Source organism: Eubacterium sp. F2, from assembly GCF_046244355.1.
Classification (GTDB): Bacteria; Bacillota; Clostridia; order Peptostreptococcales; family Anaerovoracaceae; genus Aminicella.
In genome coordinates, this window is sequence record NZ_CP176393.1 from 395,467 (window position 1) to 417,418 (window position 21,952).

The window sequence follows — 21,952 nt, forward strand, 5'->3', positions numbered from 1 at the left end:
GCTAAGTTCTTATAACAGCTCCTCGTTAAATACTCGTAATCTGCGTCTGCAGCAGGCTTCCCACGGTATCCGCAAAGCGGTCGTAGGAACGGATCCGGACGAAATCGCGGTTGTACATTCTCCGTACGCCCGGCAGATCGTCATCTGCGCCGTAGAAAATTCCCAGCACGTTGATGCCGGCCATTCTGGCCGCGTGCACCTCTGCCGCAGTATCTTCGATTCCGTTGTCTCCAGCATAATCCCGGAGCACACCGGCATCCGACTGCATCTTGATCATGTCATTCGGTTTGGCATCGGAAAGGATGATCAGAATCCGGTGATCGGCATGATTTTTCTTAATCAGTCCCGTGGTAATCCGGACGGCCAGTCCGTCACGGTTGGCTCCGGTGGTATAGAAACGGAAGATATTCCGGTTGGCTTCTCGCGGGTCGTTATAACGCCGGTAGACGTTCATGATCGTGTAGCCGTTCATGGCGCAGAATCCCAGCACACGCACAGGAATTCCGCAGCGCGTCAGGCTCTCTGCAATAATATAGGCCTGGGCAGAAACCATTTCCGTTCTGTGTACCTGTGAAGTCGAGGAATCGATCAGAATATCCACACTGATATCGCCGGTATCGCCTTTGATCTCTTTCTTAAATACTGTATCATCATCCAGATACAGTCCTCGCCATATACGATTGGCCTGCAGAATACCGGTCGGAGCGTTTACCTGCTGCGTCTCCATATGCATCAGAACCGAGTTCCGGATGCGGCTGGTGAGCCGGTCGATGGTCACGCGGTGCTTCTGCTCCTGCTCATGGAATTTATCCATGTTCACCTTACGCTGCTCTACCGCGAGCTGCAGCTGTTTTCCGGCAAATCCCTGATTCAGCATATCCTGATCATAGTCACCGCTGGTGAAGTAGAGATGGACGTCCCTGTGGTTTCCCGTGCAGTAGTCCTTTTCCATCTGCTTCATATCCTGTTCTTTCATCACAGGCTTGCCAAAGTAGTTCTTGATATATTCCTTCAGGCCTTCATCCGTCTGCGCAGAATACTTGGAGAAGGAAACCTTGATATGACTCTGGTCCACCAGCGAACCGCCGTATTCCGACTGATGCTCACCGAATCCGAAGGCCATCTTCCGCATCGGCCCCATGGCTTCATGCGCCTTCCTCGCCTTTACGAAGAGGAAGGGATGCATGACCGGATTGATTTCAAACTTCTTTTTCTTCTCTCCCGGCGCCGGACGATGATAGGTGAAGAACTGCGAAAGAGTCTCCGACAGATGGTCCAGGGCCTGATCCGTGTCCAGGTCTCCGCTGATTTCCAGCGCGTCCAGAAGTTTACGGTCGACCAGATCCGGCAGACCGCAGTCCTCTCCCAGAGAACGCTTCAGATGACCCTCCAGCAGCCAGTCCGCACGGCTGGCGTTAATGGACGCGTAAATATGCGGAATGGTCTTCTTCGCGTATTCCTTCCGCAGATACGGGAAAACCGGACGCTCATTCTTTTCTTTTTCATACGCGCCGTTCTCGAACATAATCCAGAACAAATTCTCGTACATGCCCTGATCCACAAGCCCGTTGAAGGTTTTATAGAAATCGTAGAGCTTGCTCCAGTCATAATGTTTCCAGATCGCGCCGATGATGCAGTTCCAATACAGATCTGCGCGTCCTTCATCGTCATAGACTCTGAATCCCGGGTCCGCGTCATAGTCCTGCGCGGCATTCCAGATCAGGTTCAGTGCGCGCTTTTTCTCAAAATCTGTGACTTGCATATCTGCCTCTTATCCCTAATCCGTAAAAATCTTATCTCTTGTGAGGTCTCCCGGCAGGCGGACGGATACCATATCATCCACCAGCTGACGCTCGTAATCGTCGAAGCACTTGTTGACCATGCCCAGTTCCAGAGCGCGTACCGGATCCAGGCCTCTGTCCATCATATGAATGGACGCCAGCAGTCCACGCAGGTCCAGGGCCTTGGTGGAAATTTCTCCACTCTCGCACTTCTTTCTGATCTCCATGAAGAGATCCGCAAACTGCTCGTTATATTCATCTTTCAGATTCGGGAACTTGTCCGTGATCAGCTTCTTCAGGCCCTCCTTGGTGATGACCGGCATATGGATCACCACGAATCGGGATGCCAGCGCTTCATTGACCTCACGGGTTCCCGCATAACCATAGTTCATGGTTCCGATAAATCTCGTGGATTCCTGCAGCTTGATCTTATCATAGCCCGGAACATCGATGAAGCGGCGGAAGTCCAGCGTTGCGTGCAGAACGGCCAGCGACTCATTCTTCGCCATATTAATCTCATCCAGCACACCGAATCCGCCGTTTTCCGCTACCTGATAGATCGGTCCCTTGCGGAGAACGACTTTTCCATTCTCGAATGTATCGGTTCCGATCAGGGACGCGGAGTCCGTATTGATGTAGAAAGAAATATCCCATTCCGGACGGTGAAAGACATTGGACAGGCCCTGCGCCAGGACGTTCTTTCCGGTGGCCTTAGGTCCGTCCAGCAGAATGTTCTCACCCGCCAGAATCGCGGTGATCGCCTCTTCCCAGACTTCCTTTCCATAATACTTATACTGCGGCACCGGGACACGATCCTCCAGATCTCCATCCAGTTTATAGTAAGTTCTGAAGTACTTGATCTCATCGATGATGCGGTCGCTGATCCCCTCTTCCTTCAGAAAATCCAGCATTTCATTATTTTCCATGTCAGGCTCCCCCTTCTGCTTCTGTTTTCGGATTTACGGAAGACACTCCGCTTCCAATATGCGTCCGTCTTCCGGACAAAGGCTGAACAGGCAAGGAAACACCTTTTCTGTCCAATTACCTATTCCCTTTCTATGCAATGTTCAAGCACAGCCAGAACAGTATTCCTCTTGCGCGTGTATATTTTGTCCGCGATAAAAATGAGGCCGCTGCAAAATGCAGCGGCCTCATAAGCAATTCGTATTTATTTTCCATGCCTCATCAGCACGTCTGCATCGTCACTCTTAATTCAGAGAATGATCTGCTGCAACACGCTTGTTTCCTGTGTGGATGGAAATAGCAATCAGTACGATCGCAACAACGAAGGAGATGATGTAGGATGCCTTCCATGGCAGGTGGAATCCGATCTGCGCGTTGCAGATGTAGGATACACATACTACAGAGTAGAATGCCAGCGGAATCATCGGCATCCAGATGAACTTCTTCTTGTTGTTGACAATCATCCAGATCATGATTGCGCACAGTGCGAACAGTGCCATGGTCTGGTTGGACCAAGCGAAGTATCTCCACAGTGTTGTGAATCCGTTTGGATCGAACTTAGCCCAGATCAGGATGATCAGTGTCAGTGCGTAAATAGGAACAGCCAGTGCGAAACGCTTAGCGTTGTTATCCTGCTTGATATGGAATGTATCTGCAACCATCAGACGCAGAGCACGCAGTGCTGTGTCTCCGGATGTGATCGGCAGAATGATAACACCGACCAGAGCGATTGTACCACCGACAGAACCCAGGCAGTACTTGCAGACAACACCTACTACAGATGTAGCGGAGATGGCTGTCATTGTGCCATTAACGTTCTGGAAGTAGCTCATAACTCCTGTGGAAGGATCCAGCTGGAAGTTGATGCCGCCGTGAGCAGCTGTCAGCTGAATCATAGCCATTGTGCCGGCAGCCCAGCACATAGCGATGAAACCTTCGCACATCATCATGTTGTAGAATGTCCAGTGGCCTTCATGCTCAGTCTTGATTGTTCTGGAAATCAGCGCGGTCTGTGTGGAATGGAATCCGGACAGAATTCCGCAGGCTACTGTTACGAAGAAGATAGGAACGAAGTGTCCTGCCTTGAAGTAAGCAGCATAGTTGAAGCTGGATGTGTTCCAGGAATCCCAGATGTTGACCAGAGGCATCTTCTCAAAGATCAGAGCGAAGAAGATTCCGACTGCGGAGAATACCAGAATGATTCCGAAGATCGGGTAAACTCTTCCGATGATCTTATCGATCGGGAATACTGTAGCGATCAGGTAGTAAACAAAGATAACTCCGTAGATAACCCATGTCTTAGGATCTGTTGCGAGTCCGGAGAAATGGAATACCTGCGTTGCCGCAATGTCTCCAGGTGTGTATACGAATACAGCACCAACGAGGAGCAGCAGTACGGAAACGAAGATGTTGTATACCATGTATACGCCCTTGTTGGTGAACTTTCTGATCATCTCAGGCATCTGCAGTCCGCCTTCACGTGTGCAGATCATGCCGCAGAAATAATCGTGGAAAGAACCGCCGATTACGTTTCCGATAGGAATAGTGATAAGTGCGATAGGTCCAAACAGGATACCCTGAATAGGTCCGAGGATCGGGCCTGTTCCCGCAATGTTCAACAGGTTGATCAGGCAGTTACGCCAAGTTGCCATCGGTACGAAGTCAACTCCGTCCTGTTTCGCATAAGCAGGAGTTTCGCGGTCGTCAGGCTGGAAGACGCGCTCACATAATGTACCATAGAGAGCTCCGCCTACAATCAGGATGACAATTCCAAGTAAGAATGTAGCCAAAAAACTCAACTCCTAACTGTAATTAAATTGTAATAAAAAGAAAATAATAAATGAACCATGCCCGGAGAAACGGCGGCAGAACTGCTTGCATACAATGTTCCGTATTCAGAACACATTCATGCTTAGTAAACAAATTTTGTCCCCAATATCTCCTCAGCTATATCAAATATAAACCATAAATCCTAAAAGGTCAAGTTCCTGACATTTTCCTGTCACATGATCAACACATAAAAAGCAGGGGGATTTTATCCCCCGCTCCTTATTCTCACTTTTCTCTAAATGCCTTGAAACGACTGCATCTGCATAAAATCACATTTTTATGCATGTGTGCGTTTCCGATATCAATACAGTCGTTTTATAAAATATTTTTATTGCCATTAAAAACTTTTTTGTATAGTTATGTATACATTATACTTTTTGCACGGCCGAATGGATGCTTTCCAGGATTTTCCGGAGATCCCCGGCATTCATCTGGCCTGGTGCAGAGGCCTTTTCCGCGCATCCGAAGGTCAGGCAGGAGCCGTCTGTTTCTCCGCCGATCCGGCTCAGTGTTCCTCTTCCGCCCATGGCCATGGTGATCAGCAGCTGATCCGGAAATCTGCGTTTTACCTCTGCAGTCGCGCCCATCAGGGTAAACACATCCTCATCATTTTCCGGCATGCAGGCGATCTTGGCCGCATCCGCGCCGAGATCCCGCATCGTAATAAGGCGATTAATCAGCTCTTCACGCGGCGGCGTCTTCTGAAAATCATGGGAGCTCAGAATCACGAATACCTTCTGCTTCTTCGCCTTTTCTATCATCCCGCTGATCTTGTCACAGTCCTTGTAAAACTCTATGTCAACAGCGTCCGCAAGACCGGATTCCACAGCTTCACCAAGCATCGTAAAATAACGATCTTCGGAAATTTCCTGTTCCCCGCCCTCTTCCGCCGTCCGGAAGGTATACAGCAGATTCATCTGCGGCAAAACTTCCCTAGCAAGGGATAAGGCTTTTCTGACCATTCCCTTACTCTGTGCCTGTTCCAGACTGTCCATTCTCAGCTCGACGACATCATGGGGAACCTGCCCTGCAGCTTCCAGACTGTGCTTTAACTCGCTGAAGTCTTTCCCCATAACCGGAACGCAGACTGCTGGCATGCCATCTCCGAGTTTCACGGATCCGATTTTCTTCACAGCTTTTCCTCCTTTACCAGCCGAAGCAGTTTTTCCTGGACCTGCTCCTCCGTTCCGTCATTTTTCACCGTGTAATCGGCAGCCGCCCGATACTTTCCGATCCGTCTGCTGTATAGATCCAGAACTCTCTGCTTTCCCTCTTTCAGAAGCGGGCGTCCTCCGGTTTCCACATCTCCCATGATGGCCTCCGGGGAACGGTCCAGAAAGATGATTGTACCCGTTTCCCTGTACAGGCGGATATTTTCTTCTCTCTCCACAACTCCGCCTCCGCATGCGATGACCAGGCCGTTTCCCCCAGATAAATAGTGGCTTGTCCGGATTTCCGCATCCCGGAAGGCGTCTTCTCCTTCATCGAATAAATCTTTAATCGTTCTATGCTCCCGCTCCACCAGGACGTCATCTGCATCCCGGAAAGGACGGCCCAGAGCTTCTGCAAGCCGGCGTCCGAAACTGCTTTTTCCGCATCCCGGCATTCCGATCAGAATAATGTTCGATTTCTTTTTCTCTTCCGTCATGCTTCCATGTCCTCCGCAATCTTCTGCAGGATTTCTTCAGGGACCTGCAGATTCTGCCAGATTTCCTCCGCAGCTACAGCCTGTGCCGTCAGCATGTACATGCCGTTTCTGGTTTTCAGGCCATTGACTCTTCCCATTCTGAGGAACTCCGTTTCCTTCGGGTTGTAAATCAGATCCATGGCTGCGTGGAAATTCTTCACCACTTCTTCAGAAACCGCGGCCTTTCCGGTTTTCGGGAACATTCCTACCGGCGTGCAGTTCACCAGGATATCTCCGCTTCTGCCGTCGAGTTCCTCATAAGAAATCAGACTGCCGCCGTTCTTTTCCAAAAATTCCCGGAATTCGTCCTGCTCATTTTTATGACGGGATACAGCCAGAAGCTCTTTCGGGGCATGGTCAGCCAGGAACTGCACGACGGCCCTTGCGGCACCGCCGGTGCCCAGAACTACACAGACCTTTCCATGAGGATCTGCCCCCATTCCCAGAAGCGACCTTCCAAAGCCCGTATAATCGGTATTAAAACCGAACATGCCATCTTCCGTAAATTTGATGGTGTTCACCGCGCCGATAGCCTCTGCCTCTGCAGAGACCCCCTTCAGGAAGGGCATAACTGCTCGTTTATACGGGATCGTGACGTTAACGCCCGTATACCCTTCTGCCGCCAGCTGCTTCAGGCGGCTTTCCAGTTCTTCCGGCTCCATTTCCAGCAGTTCATAGCTGTTTCCCTCCTGGTACAGCGCCTGGAACAGTTTCTGGTGAATCTCCGGCGAACAGCTGTGTCCGAGTGTTCTGCCAATCAGTCCGAATTTCATCCTTGCCTCTTTTCTTTTTGTCCCCAAAATATGGGGCCGTCTGCATTCAGAGAAAAGAAAAAGACCATCGCGAAATGGCCTTTTCCTGAACAGATTTCTCTGTCCACGCCCCATAAATTATGTTATTTCACAAAAATCGTATGGGTTAATTGTATGGTTAATACAGAAAGTTGTCAAGTTCTCATTTACACTTCTTCAACGAGCAATCCTCATCTGCACGCCTTCTTCAATTACGCACACTTGCTCTCTACGCTGGCTTCTTCCTTCTCCAGCTTGTTTTCCAGTGCCTTGTAGACTGGAACACCGATGAGCATGACAACGATACTGCATGCCGACAGGATTGTGGTCTGAAGGCCTGCCAGGAAGAGCTGATCGACGACGACGAAGAGTCCGCTGGCGATTGCAATAGCTGGAACAATCGGATACAGAGGAACTTTATAGGTTCTCTTCCATTCCGGATGATCCTTGCGGAGCTTGATGCATCCGACAAAGCTCAGTGTGTAGAAGGTCCAGCATGCGAATACGGCGAGGTTGGTCAGTGTATTGAACTGGCCGCTCAGGGAATAAATCGCTCCGATGATGGAAATCAGGTAGATAGAGTTTACCGGAACCTGGGATTTATTCAGCTTTGCGAACATTTTATGCTTCGGGAACAGTCCCTCCACAGCCAAGGAGTACATGACTCTGGATCCGGAAAGTACGAATCCGTTGCAGGCACCGAATACGGAAATCATGATGCCGACAGCGATGATCTTTCCTCCGACATTTCCGAAAAGCTTGATGGCTACTGCGGCTGCTGGCGCATCCATGGCTGCCAGCTGGGATGCCGGGATGACCTTCAGGTAGGCCAGGTTTACGATCAGGTAAATCGCGGTGATTACGGAAACTCCTCCGACAATCGCGCGCGGCAGGTCTTTTCCAGGGTTCTTCAGCTCTCCGGCGATGGCTCCTACACCGGTCCATCCTTCAAAAGCAAACAGAACGGATACGAGCAGCATGCCCATTGCGGAAACCGGATTGACGCCTTTTCCGATCATCGGGCTCATCAGAGGCTGGGAGCTTCCGCCCTTCAGGAATCCGAAGATGATCAGCAGAATGATCGGTGCCAGTTTGCATATGGTGAATACGATCTGCAGGTTTCCGGCAGCCTTGGCGCTGATGCAGTTCACGATAACCAGAATCAGAATGCAGACCAGTGCCATCGGGACAGCGAATTTCTGGCCGACAAACATGGCTGCCTGATTGCCGAATGCTACAGCCAGCGCGGAAATCATTGCCGGGTAGAACAGGAGAACCTGCACCCAGCCGCAGACAAATCCCAGTCTCGGGCTGTAGATATCTCTGATATAGGTGACAATTCCGCCTGTTTTCGGGATCAGCACCGCAACTTCTGCAAAGGTCAGTGCCGCGCAGATGCTGATGATGCCTACGACGAGCCAGGCGAGGATGCCCATTCCCGGAGCGCCTCCGGTAGTTGTAAAAATTGCCTGTGGTTTAAAGAACACACCGGATCCGATTACACAGCCGATTACCGTTGCCAGCGCAGTACCGACACCAAGGTTCTTCTTCAATCCGTCAGACGAACTTTCAGGAGCGCTGCTTACAGCTTTCTTTTCGTCCTTCATAATTTTCTCCCTTCTCCAAACAACTCTGGCCTTCAGTCACATTAACGCGTTAAAGCGTTTAAGCATTAAAAAAGAGACTTTGACCGCACGTAAACTTCAACGTGCCTCAAAATCTCAGTACTTTTGCCTGAAAGCATCACTTCTTCGGCGGCCTTTGGACAGTTTCAATTCAAAACCATACAATTCACTGATCTGCCCGCGGCCTTTCCAGAGCTCCATCCGCAATGTGTCCCTTGTACCTGAAAGCTTCACACCGTCTGTGGCGCAGCCGGTGTTTTCTCCATCGGTTTCCTGCCCCGGCTGTTCACATGCCGGCTGACAGAAAGTCTCCACATCGCTTCATCTGGATATTCACTTTTTTACGAGAACGTATTCTAGAATCCATTCCGTTTCCGTTATCTTCAACTTTATCTTAATCGATTTCACTCCGCGGTGTCAATACTTCTGCGCCATGTGTACAATATATTTTCAATACTCTTTACATCCGGTTAAATTATTTGATAATGCTCAAACAATCAGTCGTTTATGCGACTTTCGATATACTGTCTCGCTGCCTCTTCAATCGCACTGCAGGTATGAAAGGCCTGTTTCAGATCCACTCCGCAGCAAATCATGCCGTGATGCGCCATGATGCATCCCTTTCCGCTGCCGAGCGCACGGATCGTGTTTCTGGACAGTGCATTCGTCCCCGGGCGGGCATAATCCGCAACCCGGATAATGCTTCCGACTTCCTCAGCCAGAACCGGATTTTCCACCTCCAGAGGCATCTTTGCTGCCGCAAACACACTGCAGTATGTCGAATGAGTGTGAATAACCGCGCCGGCATCAGGACGACGACGGTAAATTCCCGCATGCAGGCCCCTTTCCGATGTCGGTTTGTTTCCAAAACGGTCATATTTCAGGTTTTTGATGGAAACGACCACCATGTCTTCCGGCTGAAGGCGTTCATAATCCAGTCCGGAAGGCGTGACCAGCATTTTCTCATCGTTCAGGCGTACGGAAAGATTGCCCCAGGTGCCCTGCACCAGTCCGGATGCCAGAAGCCTCTGTCCGTATACGACCAGCATCTCTCTGCACTCTTCTTCAGCCCTCAATATCATCATCCTGCTCCCTTTCTGACTTTGAATACCGGTATAAATAGAAATTCCGCATCATCCTGCAGTCCAGCTTCCCGATATGTCTGGCACCGCCGATGACAGATGCCTTGATATTTACCTTTGCCGACTTCTCCAGCACCAGAAGCGCCGTATACGCCTCATACAGCGTCCGCCCGCAGGTCACCGCATAGCGTCCCTTCAGCAGAACCGCGCTCGTATCATTCAGCGCAGCGGTAATTTCACGGACACTCCGGTGAACAATCGGAACCCTTCTTCCGATAATCTGTGCCATATCATCCAGGCAGGCTCCGATCGGCTTCCCGGCATCGATATATTTTCCGACAAAAGGTGTACGGGCAAGGATCATCGCTTTCTGCTTTTTCAGCTTCATGAGCGCAGCTGCCTCCACGGTATCCAGCTGATCCAGCATTCTGGACACTTCTATAATATCCTCATCGGAAATATAGCGGAAATCCGTTCCTCTTTTTGTGGCAAAAATTCTTCCGTCTTTTTTAAGAATGATTCTTGGCGCAGGCCCCGCAGAGTACGGAAGCGCTGCAATTTTATCCGCGTATTCCGTAATCAGCTGTTTCTGATCCATTCTTGTTCACCTCTCCCATTCTCTGCAGCATCTGACGTCTTACGGCAGAAGCATCTGTAAGTCTCTGTTCCGCCGCTCCGTTCATCAGAAGTACAGTATGTTCATAAACGTAAAGTTCTTCCGTTTTATGAACTGGCATTATAAAATTCCTCAATACTGACATTATATCGTACGGATGAATATGCGTCCATATGGAAAACATTACATATTTTCCATAAATTAACAGTGTCGCTTTCCCTACAAAATCTTAATTCCCATGCTGACCGCCAGGACGACTGCATCCGCAATCAGCACCCCGAGAGTAATGCTCGGAAGCGCCCGTTTCATCCTCATTTCTGCCAGCGATGCGACCAGCGCGCCGGTCCAGGCTCCAGTTCCGGGAAGCGGTACCGCAACCAGAATACACAGGCCCAGCCATTCATAACGCTCTGCCTTCTTCCTGTTTTTCTCCGCTTTCTGTTCCAGCCGGTCCAGAATATGGTCAAGCCATGTGCTTCTTCCCCGTAAGAACAAAATCAGCTTTCGCAGAAACAGAATAATAAATGGAACCGGCAGCAGATTCCCCGCCGCCGCGATAACATACGCGGCCAGTGGCGCTGCGCCCTTCGCAATGGCAAACGGAAGAGCACCGCGGAGTTCCACCACCGGCACCATTGCCATTAAAAATTCAATCAGAAGTACCTTCATGCAATTTCCTCTCCGCTGCATTTGCCTGCACCATTGGCAGAACTTCCAGTAAAATTTTACAATATTATAGCATACAATTCGAATAGCGGTATGTATTTTCAACTGTCCACAAACTCTGAAAAGCATGATTTCTACACGTCTCCGACGTCTTTTCCGCAGTCTTTCTCATGCCGTTTCATGTCAAGTTCCTGTGTCTGCCCCACACTTTGCTGCAGGACATGCTGTTTCACACAGGAAAACGGCTCCACGAAAGTTTCTGCTTTCGCTGAGCCGTCTGATTCTCTATCTATATTTTATATCGCATAAATTAATCTGGCCCTCAGGCCCTGGTTTTCACTGCGGGCCGGGTGATCGTCTCCCGGCTCGCGGAATCTCTATCTTCTATATCGCAAAATGTATTTTCAATATCGCAAATTTATCTTTATATCGCAAAATCTATATTTTATATCGCAATTCTAGTTTTAACATCGCAGATTGATGATTTCTGAACTCCGTCATTCTTCCGGATGAAGATCTACTTGATTTTCATGCTTGAAGCGGAGGTCGGGCAGAGCGCCTTGAATCTCTTGGAACGGTATGCTGCTGCACGCTTATGTCCTCTGAACTGCTTATCAGACTTCAGGAAATAGCGGTAGCTGCTTTCTCCTGCATCCCAGGTTGCATCAGCGTTATACCACTTGTTTCCGATCTTGATCAGGTTCCATGCGTGAAGTCCGCCGTTTGCCTGTCCTACGATTACTCTGCAGGGAACACCTGCTTTACGGCACATGTCGTAAACCAGAGCCGCATATCCGTTGCAGACGGCTTTTTTATTTACCAGTGCTGCATAGGCTGTATACGCTGTATCCTTCAGATTTGAGCTGTAATCGTATTTCACATTTTTCGTGACGTACTTATAAATTCTTTTTACTTTCTGCTTGTCGCTGCCGCTTGTTCCGATGGATGCCATTACGCTGTTCAACTTCTCTTTATAGGTCCGCTCCTGACTCTTGCTCAGTCTGTAGCTGACCTTGTCCTGTACGTGAATGACATACTGTCCATCAACTTTTTCACAGCTGTAGGAGAATTCATCGCCGTTATACAGATTCCATGCCGCATAATCTCCTGCCGTATTCAGTCCGTCATCCAGACTGGTCAGGCCGGAAATGCTGGTAGAAGAAAATGTATCAAATGCGGAACCCATGCTGTCTACTTTCAGCGTGTAGTTGATTTCCGGATTCATTTCCATGACATTCTGGTAAATGTACTTCTGTGCATCGCTGTAGCTGGTGAATGTGTTATCATCCGCATACGATGCAGCGGTTCCCATTGCCATGAATACAATAACGGTTAATACGAGAATGATTGTTTTCGCGAATACGTTCCTTTCTTTCCTTTCGCTTTTCATACCGCATACTCCCTTCCATGATGCAAGGAAGCAAAGCCCAGATCAGTGCCTGTTGCCGCGAGTGTTAACATTTCGAGCTTTCCGAATTCTCCACCATACGATAATCGTGGCAGAAATTCGGGCACGAAAAAGACCCAGACGACTCAAGAATGCAACTGGCTGTCATCTCCGTATCTTCATACAGAGGAAGACCCTTTAGCTTTGCGTCACAGCCTTTCGGCTGTTTTGCCCTTGAAGACTTTAATTGACCGGATCTGAAAACTAAAACAGCGATTACAGGTACTCTAAAACACCCGTAATCGCTTTACATTCGTCGTTTACGTCGAACTAATGCAGCTGGCTGCCACTCTCCTTCCGGAGAAAGGCCCTCTAGTTTTGCGAACATACCTTTCGGTATGGGTGCCTTTTAATTTTCAACCCTTTCGATTAGTACTGTAGCAAATGGCGGAGATGATATCAAGCGTTTTCTTTATAAATCTTCACTTTTTACACAAAAAACGTCCTGATTTGATGTTCAGCCCTTGTACAGCGTAGTCTGCCACAGTTCTATAAACTGTGTAAAATCATAGAAAAGCTCTTTGACTTTTCCATCCTCTGCCTTAGATGCGCGCGACACCGCTCTTGCGTGCGGCCTCTGCGACAGCCTTTGCGACGGCCGGTCCTACTGCCGGATCGAATGCCTTCGGGATAATGTACTCTGCAGAAAGTTCTTCCGGCTTGATCAGGTCAGCCAGTGCCTGCGCTGCGGCCATCTTCATTTCTTCATTGATCTCAGATGCACGGACATCGAATGCACCTCTGAAGATTCCCGGGAATGCCAGAACGTTATTAATCTGGTTCGGGAAATCGGAACGTCCGGTGGAAATTACTGCAGCACCACCTTCAGCAGCCTCATCCGGGAAGATTTCCGGTGTCGGATTGGCACAAGCGAAGATGATCGCATCCTTGTTCATGCTCTTGACCATTTCTTTTGTCACCAGTCCAGGAGCGGAAACGCCGATAAATACGTCTGCGCCCTTCAGAACGTCAGCAAGGCTTCCCTTCTGCATTTCCTGATTGGTAACCTCTGCCATTTCCTTCTTAATCCAATTCATTCCATCCTCGCGGCCCTTGTAAATTGCGCCGTGGCGGTCGGTCATGACGATATCCTTAAATCCTGCGGAAAGCAGCAGCTTTGTGATGGAAATTGCGGCAGCACCTGCTCCTGAAGTGACGACCTTGACATCCTCTTTCTTCTTTCCGACAACTCTCAGAGCATTGGTCAGTCCCGCAAGGGTGATGACGGCTGTTCCGTGCTGGTCGTCGTGGAAAATCGGAATGTCGCAGCGTTCTTTCAGCTTGCGCTCAATCTCAAAGCAGCGCGGTGCAGAAATGTCCTCCAGGTTGATTCCGCCGAAAGACTTGGAAATCAGCGCTGCCGTGTTGACAAAGGTATCTACATCCTTGGAATCCACGCAGAGCGGGAATGCGTCAACGTCCGCAAAAGACTTGAAAAGGACGCACTTTCCCTCCATAACCGGCATTGCCGCCTGCGGACCGATGTCTCCCAGTCCCAGAACTGCAGAACCATCTGTAATGACCGCACACATATTCCACTTTCTTGTCAGATCATAGGCGCGGTTTTCATCCTTCTGGATCTCCAGACAAGGCTGCGCAACGCCCGGTGTGTATGCCAGTGAAAGATCATCCTTATCCTTTACCGGAACACGGGAAACAACCTCGATCTTACCGCCCCATTCACCGTGCAGACGCAGAGATTCCTTTGCATAATCCATACTAATTATCCCTCCAAATTTCTAATCCACTCATATTTTCAAAAATATATACTGTATTATTTTATCTCAATGGCCCAAAAACGCAACCGTTATGCAGGGATTTCTGCATTTCATCTGCCTCCGATTTATGGTATAATGCATGCAAAGTACGTGCATCCGGAGGATCATGAACCTTCCCGGTGCAATAACTGCGGCCTGGCAGAGTTTCTTTTGTCAGGTTCATTTACTATGTATGAAACAACAAGAATGGAGTTGATTATTCACAATGACAGCAAAACAGGAAAACGGCCTGAAGCATCTGATTAACGGCACGGCATGGATGACCTTCGCCGTTATGGGTTATGTGATCTACAATCTGATTACCTACCGCCGGCCGGTAATGCACGGTATCTGGCCGAAACTCGCAGACATCGCGCTGGTAATCGGCATCATCCTCGCGGTCTGGTGCATCTACATGTCCATCGACGGCATCCGCACACAGTTCGAGGTGAAGAACGAGATTTCGCTGAGCTACCGGAAAATCACGATCTTCGGCATCGCCGCCATCGCAGTCATGGAATTTATTTCCCTGGTTGTTCTGAAACAGGGACTGACCGCAGCGACGATTCTTCTGCCGGTCTGCGTCGTCTGGGGCTGCATAGAAGCGTCCGTTACACAGAAATTCTACGAGATTGACGCCTTCGCGACCCGCCAGACATCCAAGACCACGAACCTGATCATCGGAACGGTCATCATCGGCATCTTCTGCTCGATTTCCTATCCGATGGCCAACGTTCACCTCGCTTACTGGCTTCTGATGATCCCGCAGCTGATTATGGCCGTCGACATGATGGTGCTGAATAATATTCTTATTTCCCTGTAGGCCCCTGCCTGCAGGATTTTTCTCTCAGGACAAAAAAGGAACGAGCAAGGATGAAACTGGATTTAATCGCCATCACTGCCTTTGGACTGGAAGCCGTTGTAAAGCGGGAAGTCGAAGCGCTTGGATATAAAATTGAAAAGACAGAAAACGGAAAAGTGACCTATACCGGAGATGAGCGTGCCATCGTGCGCTCCAACCTCTGGCTGCGCACGGCAGACCGCGTTATGCTGAAAATGGGGGAATTCCGGGCCGAAGAATCGGAAGACCTCTTTCAGACGGTAAAGGGAATGGCCTGGGAGGAACTGATTCCGCCCGACGGAAAATTCACGGTACTGGTTTCCACGGTAAAATCAAAACTCCGAAGCGAGCCGGTAAACCAGAAAACCGTGAAGAAGGCCATCGTCTGCCGGCTTTCAGAGGCATACGGCATGGACCATTTCCCGGAGACCGGAGCGGAATATACAGTCCGTCTGACCCTGCTGAAGGATACTGCTGTTGTTGCAGTCGATACCAGCGGCGAGGCGCTCCATAAGCGCGGATACCGTACAGAAGCTGTTCCTGCGCCGATCAAGGAAACACTGGCCGCTGCGATGATTCAGCTGACCTTCTGGCATCCTGACCGTTACCTGCTGGACCCCTGCACCGGATCCGGAACAATTCCGATTGAAGCTGCCATGATCGGAAGAAACATCGCGCCGGGACTCAGCCGGCACTTTGCATCAGAAGAATGGGACTTTATCCCGAAAAATCTCTGGAAAGAAGAACGGACGGCCGCCTACCAGGCGATCGACTACAGCAGGGAGCTTCATATTACGGCCTGCGACATCAGCGCCCACGCTTACCATGCCGCGAAAATTAATGCAGAAAACGCCGGTGTCGATGAGGACATCCGCTTCCTGAACAACAACATGGCCGATCTTCTGGACCCGGAAAGCGCGGATGTTTCTGCCCTTCCTCCGTCCGGCATCATCATCATGAATCCTCCTTACGGGGAACGTATCGGAGACCGGAAAATCCAGGAGAAAATCTACCGGACTGTCTCCGACTTCTATCAGGCACGTCCGGACTGGTCCGTGTTCATGATCACCTCCGATGAAACGATTGAGAAAAAATGGTTTAAACGTCCTGCCGACCGCCGCAGGAAGCTGTACAACGGACATCTGAAAGTCTGTTACTACCAGTTCCACGGAAAACGGCCGGAACGAAAAAAATAGAATAATAAAAATCCCGGGCGGAAGTGCCGGTGAAGCTGTCCTTCATCCGCACTCTTGTCCCGGGATTTTTTGTTTTGTTTTCTTTTATTTCTACTATGACCGGTCTTCTGTACTCCATCTCCAGTCCGGTCCTGTCCGGGAATTTCCGTCCGGCAGCCGTGTTTGCTCCACCTGCACAGACCGATCGTTCCCTGCTTATCCCCTTATTCCCTGCTTATCTTTAGTGGATCAGCGCCCGTTTCAGCCGCTTATAGGCGATGAAGGTGATGACCGATACAATTCCATATTTAAGAATGTTAAACGGGAACACAATGATCAGCATCATCGAAAACAGACCGTTAATGTGACTGTTGACTGCCGTTCCCATGGCGATGATCGCCTTCAGCGGCATTCCATAGAGCTTGGAATACAGCGGGAACATAATGAAGTAGTTGACAAATACAGCCAGGATGCTGACGGAAAGTGTGCCCAGCATCAGCGAAATGGCCGCTCTCTTCTTTGTTTTCTTCCGGTGATAGAAGAAGTACGACGGAAGAATATACATCAGCGCGCAGACGAAATTAGAAAGTTCTCCGACGAAAGCCGTATCCGTTCCCTTAAACACCAGTTTCAGGACAATCTTCAGCGCGGCAATCCCTGCACCGGCTCCCGGGCCGATCATAAAGGTTCCCAGGATCGCCGGAAGGTCCGACAGATCGATTTTCATAAACGGAGGGGCAATCGGAATTGGAAATTCCAGGAGCATCAGCACCATGCTGACTGCGCCGAACATAGCGATCAGAACGGCGTTGCGCGTTTTCCGGGTTGTATTGGTCTGTTCCTGATTCATAAACTCTGATTCCTCTCTTCTGCAGATACAATTTTTATACATGCCTTATTATACACTTCTTTCCGGTCAATTACACATAAAAAACAGGCACCCGGCCTTCTGCCGGATGCCTGCTGCATATTTCTATCTGCACATAATATGCAGATGCTCATGCTCATTCAGAAATCCTTCTGTTATTTCTTCACTTCCATGGTCTTGAAGATCATGCGGCTCTCGCCGGACATATTGTCTGCAATTCCGCCGATCATGCTGCTTCTCTTAGAAGCCTGTACGATTGCTTCCAGACGGTTGGTCATATCTTTCAGCTCTTCTCCGTTCAGAGAACCGGTCAGCTTCTGGATACCCTGAGCGTTGAACTTATTCATTCCGCTGCTCAGAGAATTGGCTCCGCTGGCCAGAGAACCGATTCCGTTCGTCAGAGACTGCGCTCCCTTGCTCAGTTTCTGTGCACCGGATGCCAGGGAAGCTGCTCCGCTGTTCAGCTGCTGTGCGCCGGATGCCAGGGAAGCTGCTCCGGATACCAGCTTCTTGCTTCCCGCATATGCACTGTCAACGCCTGCTGTATAAGTCTCAACCGCCTTTACATAGGCAACCAGTGAATCCAGAGAAGTCTTCACAGAATTCAGCTGAGAAGAAGCGTTCTTTACTGCATCACTGGATGCCGCCGCATAGTTGATCAGCGCCGTTGTGTTGGAAGAAGCACTCTTTGCCGCATCCTGATACAGTGCCGCTGCCTGGACATATTCTTTTGCCTTTGTGGCTGCTTCTGCAGCGGACATGCCCTGATTCTGCAGGTAGATGGACGTTGCCGCAGCTGCAATCTGTTCGGTAGATGCCGTAATTCCAACCTGGGAAACAGCCTGTTTCTGGATCTCGCTGTTGGATGTCGCTGCCTGAACAGCCTGTGCTTCCTTTGCCAGTGTGCCGGCCTTGGTGACTGCAGAAGTTACACTCATCGATGTTCCCGCATTCTTCGCCGTCATCATCTGGTTATAGGCAAGGGACAGAATGTTGTTCTGCGTTGTTTTATCGGAAACACCGGCCTTTACAAGTGCCTGACGAAGCTGTGTTTCTGCCGCTCCGGATGCCTTTCCGGTAATTCCGGACAGCTGCTGAACATAGTTGGATGGAGTCAGGCTTACCGTCATCGTGATGTTCTGCTCTTTCAGGGCTTTGTTGATCTGCGATCCCGCTGTCTTGAAGACCTGATTTTCCAGTGTGTAGGTTGCCTGGCGCAGGGCCTGGCTGTTGGCGCTGAGCTGTCCGAGTCCCTGATACAGAGAAACGATGCCGCTGCTCAGCTGGCTGCTGCCGCTGGCAACTCTTCCGGTTCCTGCCGCCAGGGAATTGGCTCCGGATGCCAGGGAAGCTGCTCCGCTCTGCAGAGACTGTGATCCAGCCAGCAGTTTATTCGCGCCGCCTCTGAGCTTGTCCGCACCATTGACCAGCTGGTTTGAAGCATTGCTCAGCTGTGTGAGTCCTGATGTGAGCTCATCCAGCTTGCCCATGCTGCCGCCGGTGATGCTGCTGAGGTTCAGGTCGCTGAGGACACCATCCAGAGCTGCTGTGTATGTTCCGTCAATCTCAAAATCATCGGTCTTGGCGGTGATCGTTACGCTTTCCGGAATGTCCAGTTTATTGTTCTTCAGATTCAGGTTCTGTTTCATTCCCGGGAAGGCAATGCCGAGGCAGACGGTATTGTTTCCGTCGTTCAGGCTCTTTCCACTGCTGACTTTCACATCCGTGAAATGGGAATTATCCAGCATGACACCGCTGGCCATGGTGTATGGATGGTTCAGGGAATACTGTTCTCCGCCTTCGTTCACCACGTCAACCTTGTGAACGTCATACTTAAACTGGATCTTTACATTTCCGGATTTTCCGGCGATCTGATCCGCTGTCATTCTCTTTCCGTTCAGGAAGTAAGAGACGTTTACGCTGACCGGAAGATCCTTATCCGTCGTTCCTTCATAACGGATGTCATCTCCCTTGGCATTCCAGGTCAGCTTGTCCCCATTCTTCTTATAGGTTTCATCGCCGGCTGTATTCTTGATCTTTTTCAGATTGGATACGTCGTCGATTTTATCGGATTTGGTTCCGTTGCGGAGCCATTCCTCCACATAGACGTTCTTCTGCACGCCATTTGCATCTTTAATGACATATACCGTCTCATCCTTCTGCTGCTTTCCGTCACCGGATACAGACGGTGTGATGGACGGATAATTCTTCTCAATGGCCTTCTGCGTCTTCGCAGCCGCATAGACACCATTGCTGTTTTTCTGCTTATACCACTCCACTCCGACGCAGGTAGTTGTTACCAGCGCACCGGCGAGGCACAGTACAGCAATCTTCTTTGCCTTGCTATTCAACACTCTCTTCAATTCTAACCCCTCCGAACTATGCTTCTATATTCGTATCTGCATTTTGTCTCTTCAGGAAATCTTTCTTCCGAAGTCCTATGGTCGTCGCGCAGACAACTTTATCCAGCGCCATCAGGAGTGACGGCAGTACCAGAATTACACTGATCATACTGATGATCGCACCTCTGGCCATCAGATCGCAGAGCGTACTGATGATTCCAATGTTGGAATACACGCCTACACCGAATGTGGCCGTAAAGAATCCAAGCGCACTGGTGATGATGGACGGAATAGCGAAAGTTGTCGCGGTTTCAATCGCCTGGCGCTTGCTGTTTCCGGCCATCCGCTCCGTCTTATACCTCGTTGACAGCAGGATCGCGTAGTCTACCGTAGATCCCAGCTGAATGGTACTGATGCAGACCGGAACGATGAACGGGAGTTCCAGATGCGTGAATCCGGATATTCCCAGATTCATGTATATGGCGAACTCGATGACCGCAACCAGGATGAATGGAAGCGATACACTCCTCAGGACAAAGAATATGATGAAGAATACCGCAAGGATGGAAATGATATTTACTATCTTGAAATCCCTGTTGGTAATCTGAATCAGATCCTTGGTCGCCGGTCCCTCTCCGATCAGCTTTGCGGTCGGATCGTACTTCCTTATAATCGTATTTATCCGGTCAATCTGGTTATTACACTTAGTCGTCGAAACCTTATACGCCGAATTGACCAGAATCAGCTGATGTCTCTTGGCTGACAGTGCCGTTTCCAGGCCGTCCGGAAGGATCTGTCTTGGAACGGCCTCTCCGAGGAAAGCATCGTATCCGATAACGTTGTTGACACCGTCAACTTTTTCAATCGCCTCCGTCATTCCTTTACCATCTTTAGACGGCAGACTGGACTTAGCGATGATCATATGTGTAGTTCCGATATTGAAGTCTTCCTGCAGTTTCTGATTTGCCTTAATTACCGGCGCCTGCGATTCTGACAGGCTCTTTCCGCCGCTTCCGGTGAACATCTTGCTGAAGTCGTAGATGACATTGTCCTGTGTATATCCGTAAATTGCAGGTGCCAGGGCAATCGCAAAAATCGCGATGTAAATACCGTAACGACTGGTCAGCCCATGTGCCAGTTTGCCGGCGTCCGGAATCAGTGACTTATGTCTGGTGCGTTCAAGCAGCCTGCTGAACAGCAGCAGCAGCGACGGCAGGATCGTAACGGAAGTGATTACTCCCAGCAGTACTCCCTTGGCCATAACCAGTCCCAGATCTCGTCCCATTGTATACGTCATGAAACAGAGGGCCAGGAATCCGGCGATGGTCGTGACGGAACTTCCGGTTACGGAAATCAGTGTCTCATTTACCGCGGAAGCCATTGCCTCCTTGCGCTCGTGCCCTTTGTCCAGATTCTCCATATAGCTGTGCCAGAGGAAAATCGAATAGTCCATGGTGGTGCCCAGCTGCAGGACAGCGGCAATCGCCTTGGTGATATAGGAGATTTCTCCGAACATGACGTTGGACCCGAGGTTATATATGATTGCCATTCCGATACTGAGAATGAACAGGAACGGCGCGGCGAAGGAATCCAGCAGGAGCATCATTGCGGCAAGGGAAAGCAGCACGGCGATCAGCACGTACTTCGCTTCTTCCTGTTCGCACAGATTCTTCAGATCCTGTACCAGCGCACTCATACCGGACACATACGCATCCTTCGTACACAGATGCCGGATCTGTGTCACGGCTTTCAGTGTCGGTTCCGCCGATGTCGATGTGTCATAGAAAACGACCAGCATGGACGCATCCGGATTCTGGATGTTCTTTCGAACACTTTCCGGATACATCGCCAGCGGAACGTTCGGATTGATCACTTCGTCAAGATTGACAACGCTATCCACGTGGTTGACCTTGCTGATCTTATTTTTCAGATCCGCGACCTGCTTGGATTTCATGTTCTCGGTAACAACCATGGAAAATCCGCCTTTGCCGAAATCGTGCAGCAGCAGATCCTGTCCTTTCATGGTCTCCAGATTTTTCGGCAGGTAGGTCAGCATATCGTAATTGATACGCGTGGCCTTGATGCCGAGAACTGAAGGGATCAGCAGTAATACAGCAACCACGAGGATTACATATCGGGATTTAACGATTTTCTCTCCGAATCCTCCCATGTATTCCTCCTCTTTTCAAAACCTTGATTCTGTCTCGTTTACATAGATTCTACTTACTCTGTATTTTTTGTTTATCATGTCTATTATATAGGTTTAACCAGTCCATTGCCATGCATACAGGCAAATTAACTTCTTAAATATTTCATTTAATACACATGCACCCAAAACAGCAGAGTCACTTTTATTACAAAAAATATCCTAGCACGAAACTGACCGCCCGTCAATCTTTTCATCTCTATACAAATCCGCCATTATGTATATATTCCAGACATATTGAAATTTCAACATTCTATATTCAGAACATTACCATA

At 49.6% G+C, this 21,952-nt stretch carries 18 protein-coding genes and 3 riboswitches; of the genes, 2 read left to right on the forward strand and 16 right to left on the reverse strand.

Annotation, left to right across the window (positions count from 1 at the left end; genetic code table 11):
- Positions 1 to 25: 25 nt before the first annotated feature.
- The 13 genes from ACI77B_RS01555 to ACI77B_RS01615 form a co-directional block, all read right to left on the reverse strand.
- Positions 26 to 1,762: a cobaltochelatase CobT-related protein gene (locus ACI77B_RS01555; RefSeq protein ID WP_409337067.1), complete on the reverse strand. Its 1,737-nt coding sequence runs from the start codon at positions 1,760 to 1,762 to the stop codon at positions 26 to 28.
- 15 nt (positions 1,763 to 1,777) lie between these two features.
- A complete protein-coding gene (locus tag ACI77B_RS01560; protein WP_409337068.1) occupies positions 1,778 to 2,707 on the reverse strand; it encodes an AAA family ATPase in 930 nt (309 codons plus the stop codon).
- A gap of 282 nt (positions 2,708 to 2,989) precedes the next feature.
- Positions 2,990 to 4,534: a carbon starvation CstA family protein gene (locus ACI77B_RS01565; RefSeq protein ID WP_409337069.1), complete on the reverse strand. Its 1,545-nt coding sequence runs from the start codon at positions 4,532 to 4,534 to the stop codon at positions 2,990 to 2,992.
- 408 nt (positions 4,535 to 4,942) lie between these two features.
- Entirely contained in the window at positions 4,943 to 5,707 is a 765-nt protein-coding gene (gene aroD, locus ACI77B_RS01570) for a type I 3-dehydroquinate dehydratase (protein WP_409337070.1), read from the reverse strand.
- The gene (locus ACI77B_RS01575; RefSeq protein WP_409337071.1) at positions 5,704 to 6,222 is read right to left on the reverse strand and encodes a shikimate kinase; all 519 of its coding nucleotides are present in this window, start codon (positions 6,220 to 6,222) and stop codon (positions 5,704 to 5,706) included. The genes aroD and ACI77B_RS01575 overlap by 4 nt, the downstream gene beginning before the upstream one ends.
- Positions 6,219 to 7,034, reverse strand: coding sequence for a shikimate dehydrogenase (gene aroE / locus ACI77B_RS01580; RefSeq protein ID WP_409337072.1), 816 nt, complete (start codon positions 7,032 to 7,034; stop codon positions 6,219 to 6,221). The genes ACI77B_RS01575 and aroE overlap by 4 nt, the downstream gene beginning before the upstream one ends.
- A 230-nt stretch (positions 7,035 to 7,264) precedes the next feature.
- Entirely contained in the window at positions 7,265 to 8,659 is a 1,395-nt protein-coding gene (locus ACI77B_RS01585; protein WP_409337073.1) for an APC family permease, read from the reverse strand.
- 216 nt (positions 8,660 to 8,875) lie between these two features.
- A riboswitch (glycine riboswitch) is annotated at positions 8,876 to 9,002 on the reverse strand.
- Between the two features lie 172 nt (positions 9,003 to 9,174).
- Positions 9,175 to 9,762 (reverse strand): class II aldolase/adducin family protein, encoded by a 588-nt coding sequence (locus ACI77B_RS01590; protein ID WP_409337074.1) that lies wholly within the window; start codon positions 9,760 to 9,762, stop codon positions 9,175 to 9,177.
- On the reverse strand, positions 9,743 to 10,357 hold the full coding sequence (locus tag ACI77B_RS01595; RefSeq protein ID WP_409337075.1) for a class II aldolase/adducin family protein: 615 nt from the start codon (positions 10,355 to 10,357) through the stop codon (positions 9,743 to 9,745). The genes ACI77B_RS01590 and ACI77B_RS01595 overlap by 20 nt, the downstream gene beginning before the upstream one ends.
- Positions 10,320 to 10,496: a hypothetical protein gene (locus ACI77B_RS01600; RefSeq protein ID WP_409337076.1), complete on the reverse strand. Its 177-nt coding sequence runs from the start codon at positions 10,494 to 10,496 to the stop codon at positions 10,320 to 10,322. The genes ACI77B_RS01595 and ACI77B_RS01600 overlap by 38 nt, the downstream gene beginning before the upstream one ends.
- Before the next feature lie 98 nt (positions 10,497 to 10,594).
- Positions 10,595 to 11,044 carry a COG2426 family protein gene (locus ACI77B_RS01605; protein ID WP_409337077.1) on the reverse strand — a complete coding sequence of 150 codons (450 nt, stop codon included), beginning with the start codon at positions 11,042 to 11,044 and terminating at the stop codon, positions 10,595 to 10,597.
- 514 nt (positions 11,045 to 11,558) lie between these two features.
- Entirely contained in the window at positions 11,559 to 12,431 is an 873-nt protein-coding gene (locus tag ACI77B_RS01610; RefSeq protein WP_409337078.1) for a transglutaminase domain-containing protein, read from the reverse strand.
- Between the two features lie 147 nt (positions 12,432 to 12,578).
- Positions 12,579 to 12,671: riboswitch (cyclic di-GMP riboswitch) on the reverse strand.
- A gap of 88 nt (positions 12,672 to 12,759) precedes the next feature.
- Positions 12,760 to 12,845: riboswitch (cyclic di-GMP riboswitch) on the reverse strand.
- Between the two features lie 185 nt (positions 12,846 to 13,030).
- Positions 13,031 to 14,206, reverse strand: a complete 1,176-nt coding sequence (locus ACI77B_RS01615) for an NAD(P)-dependent malic enzyme (RefSeq protein ID WP_409337079.1) — start codon at positions 14,204 to 14,206, stop codon at positions 13,031 to 13,033.
- Positions 14,207 to 14,471: 265 nt separating this feature from the next.
- Between ACI77B_RS01615 and ACI77B_RS01620 the strand changes: the two genes are divergently transcribed.
- Positions 14,472 to 15,068 carry a hypothetical protein gene (locus tag ACI77B_RS01620; RefSeq protein WP_409337080.1) on the forward strand — a complete coding sequence of 199 codons (597 nt, stop codon included), beginning with the start codon at positions 14,472 to 14,474 and terminating at the stop codon, positions 15,066 to 15,068.
- Positions 15,069 to 15,118: 50 nt separating this feature from the next.
- Positions 15,119 to 16,282, forward strand: coding sequence for a THUMP domain-containing class I SAM-dependent RNA methyltransferase (locus tag ACI77B_RS01625; protein WP_409337081.1), 1,164 nt, complete (start codon positions 15,119 to 15,121; stop codon positions 16,280 to 16,282).
- A 220-nt stretch (positions 16,283 to 16,502) separates the two neighbouring features.
- On the opposite strand, the gene ACI77B_RS01630 is transcribed toward ACI77B_RS01625, so the two are convergent.
- The 3 genes from ACI77B_RS01630 to ACI77B_RS01640 all read right to left on the reverse strand — a co-directional run bounded on the left by ACI77B_RS01630 (position 16,503) and on the right by ACI77B_RS01640 (position 21,641).
- A complete protein-coding gene (locus ACI77B_RS01630; RefSeq protein WP_409337082.1) occupies positions 16,503 to 17,111 on the reverse strand; it encodes an ECF transporter S component in 609 nt (202 codons plus the stop codon).
- Between the two features lie 173 nt (positions 17,112 to 17,284).
- Positions 17,285 to 19,483 (reverse strand): hypothetical protein, encoded by a 2,199-nt coding sequence (locus tag ACI77B_RS01635; protein WP_409337682.1) that lies wholly within the window; start codon positions 19,481 to 19,483, stop codon positions 17,285 to 17,287.
- A gap of 25 nt (positions 19,484 to 19,508) precedes the next feature.
- Positions 19,509 to 21,641: an efflux RND transporter permease subunit gene (locus ACI77B_RS01640; protein ID WP_409337083.1), complete on the reverse strand. Its 2,133-nt coding sequence runs from the start codon at positions 21,639 to 21,641 to the stop codon at positions 19,509 to 19,511.
- Between the last annotated feature and the right edge of the window lie 311 nt (positions 21,642 to 21,952).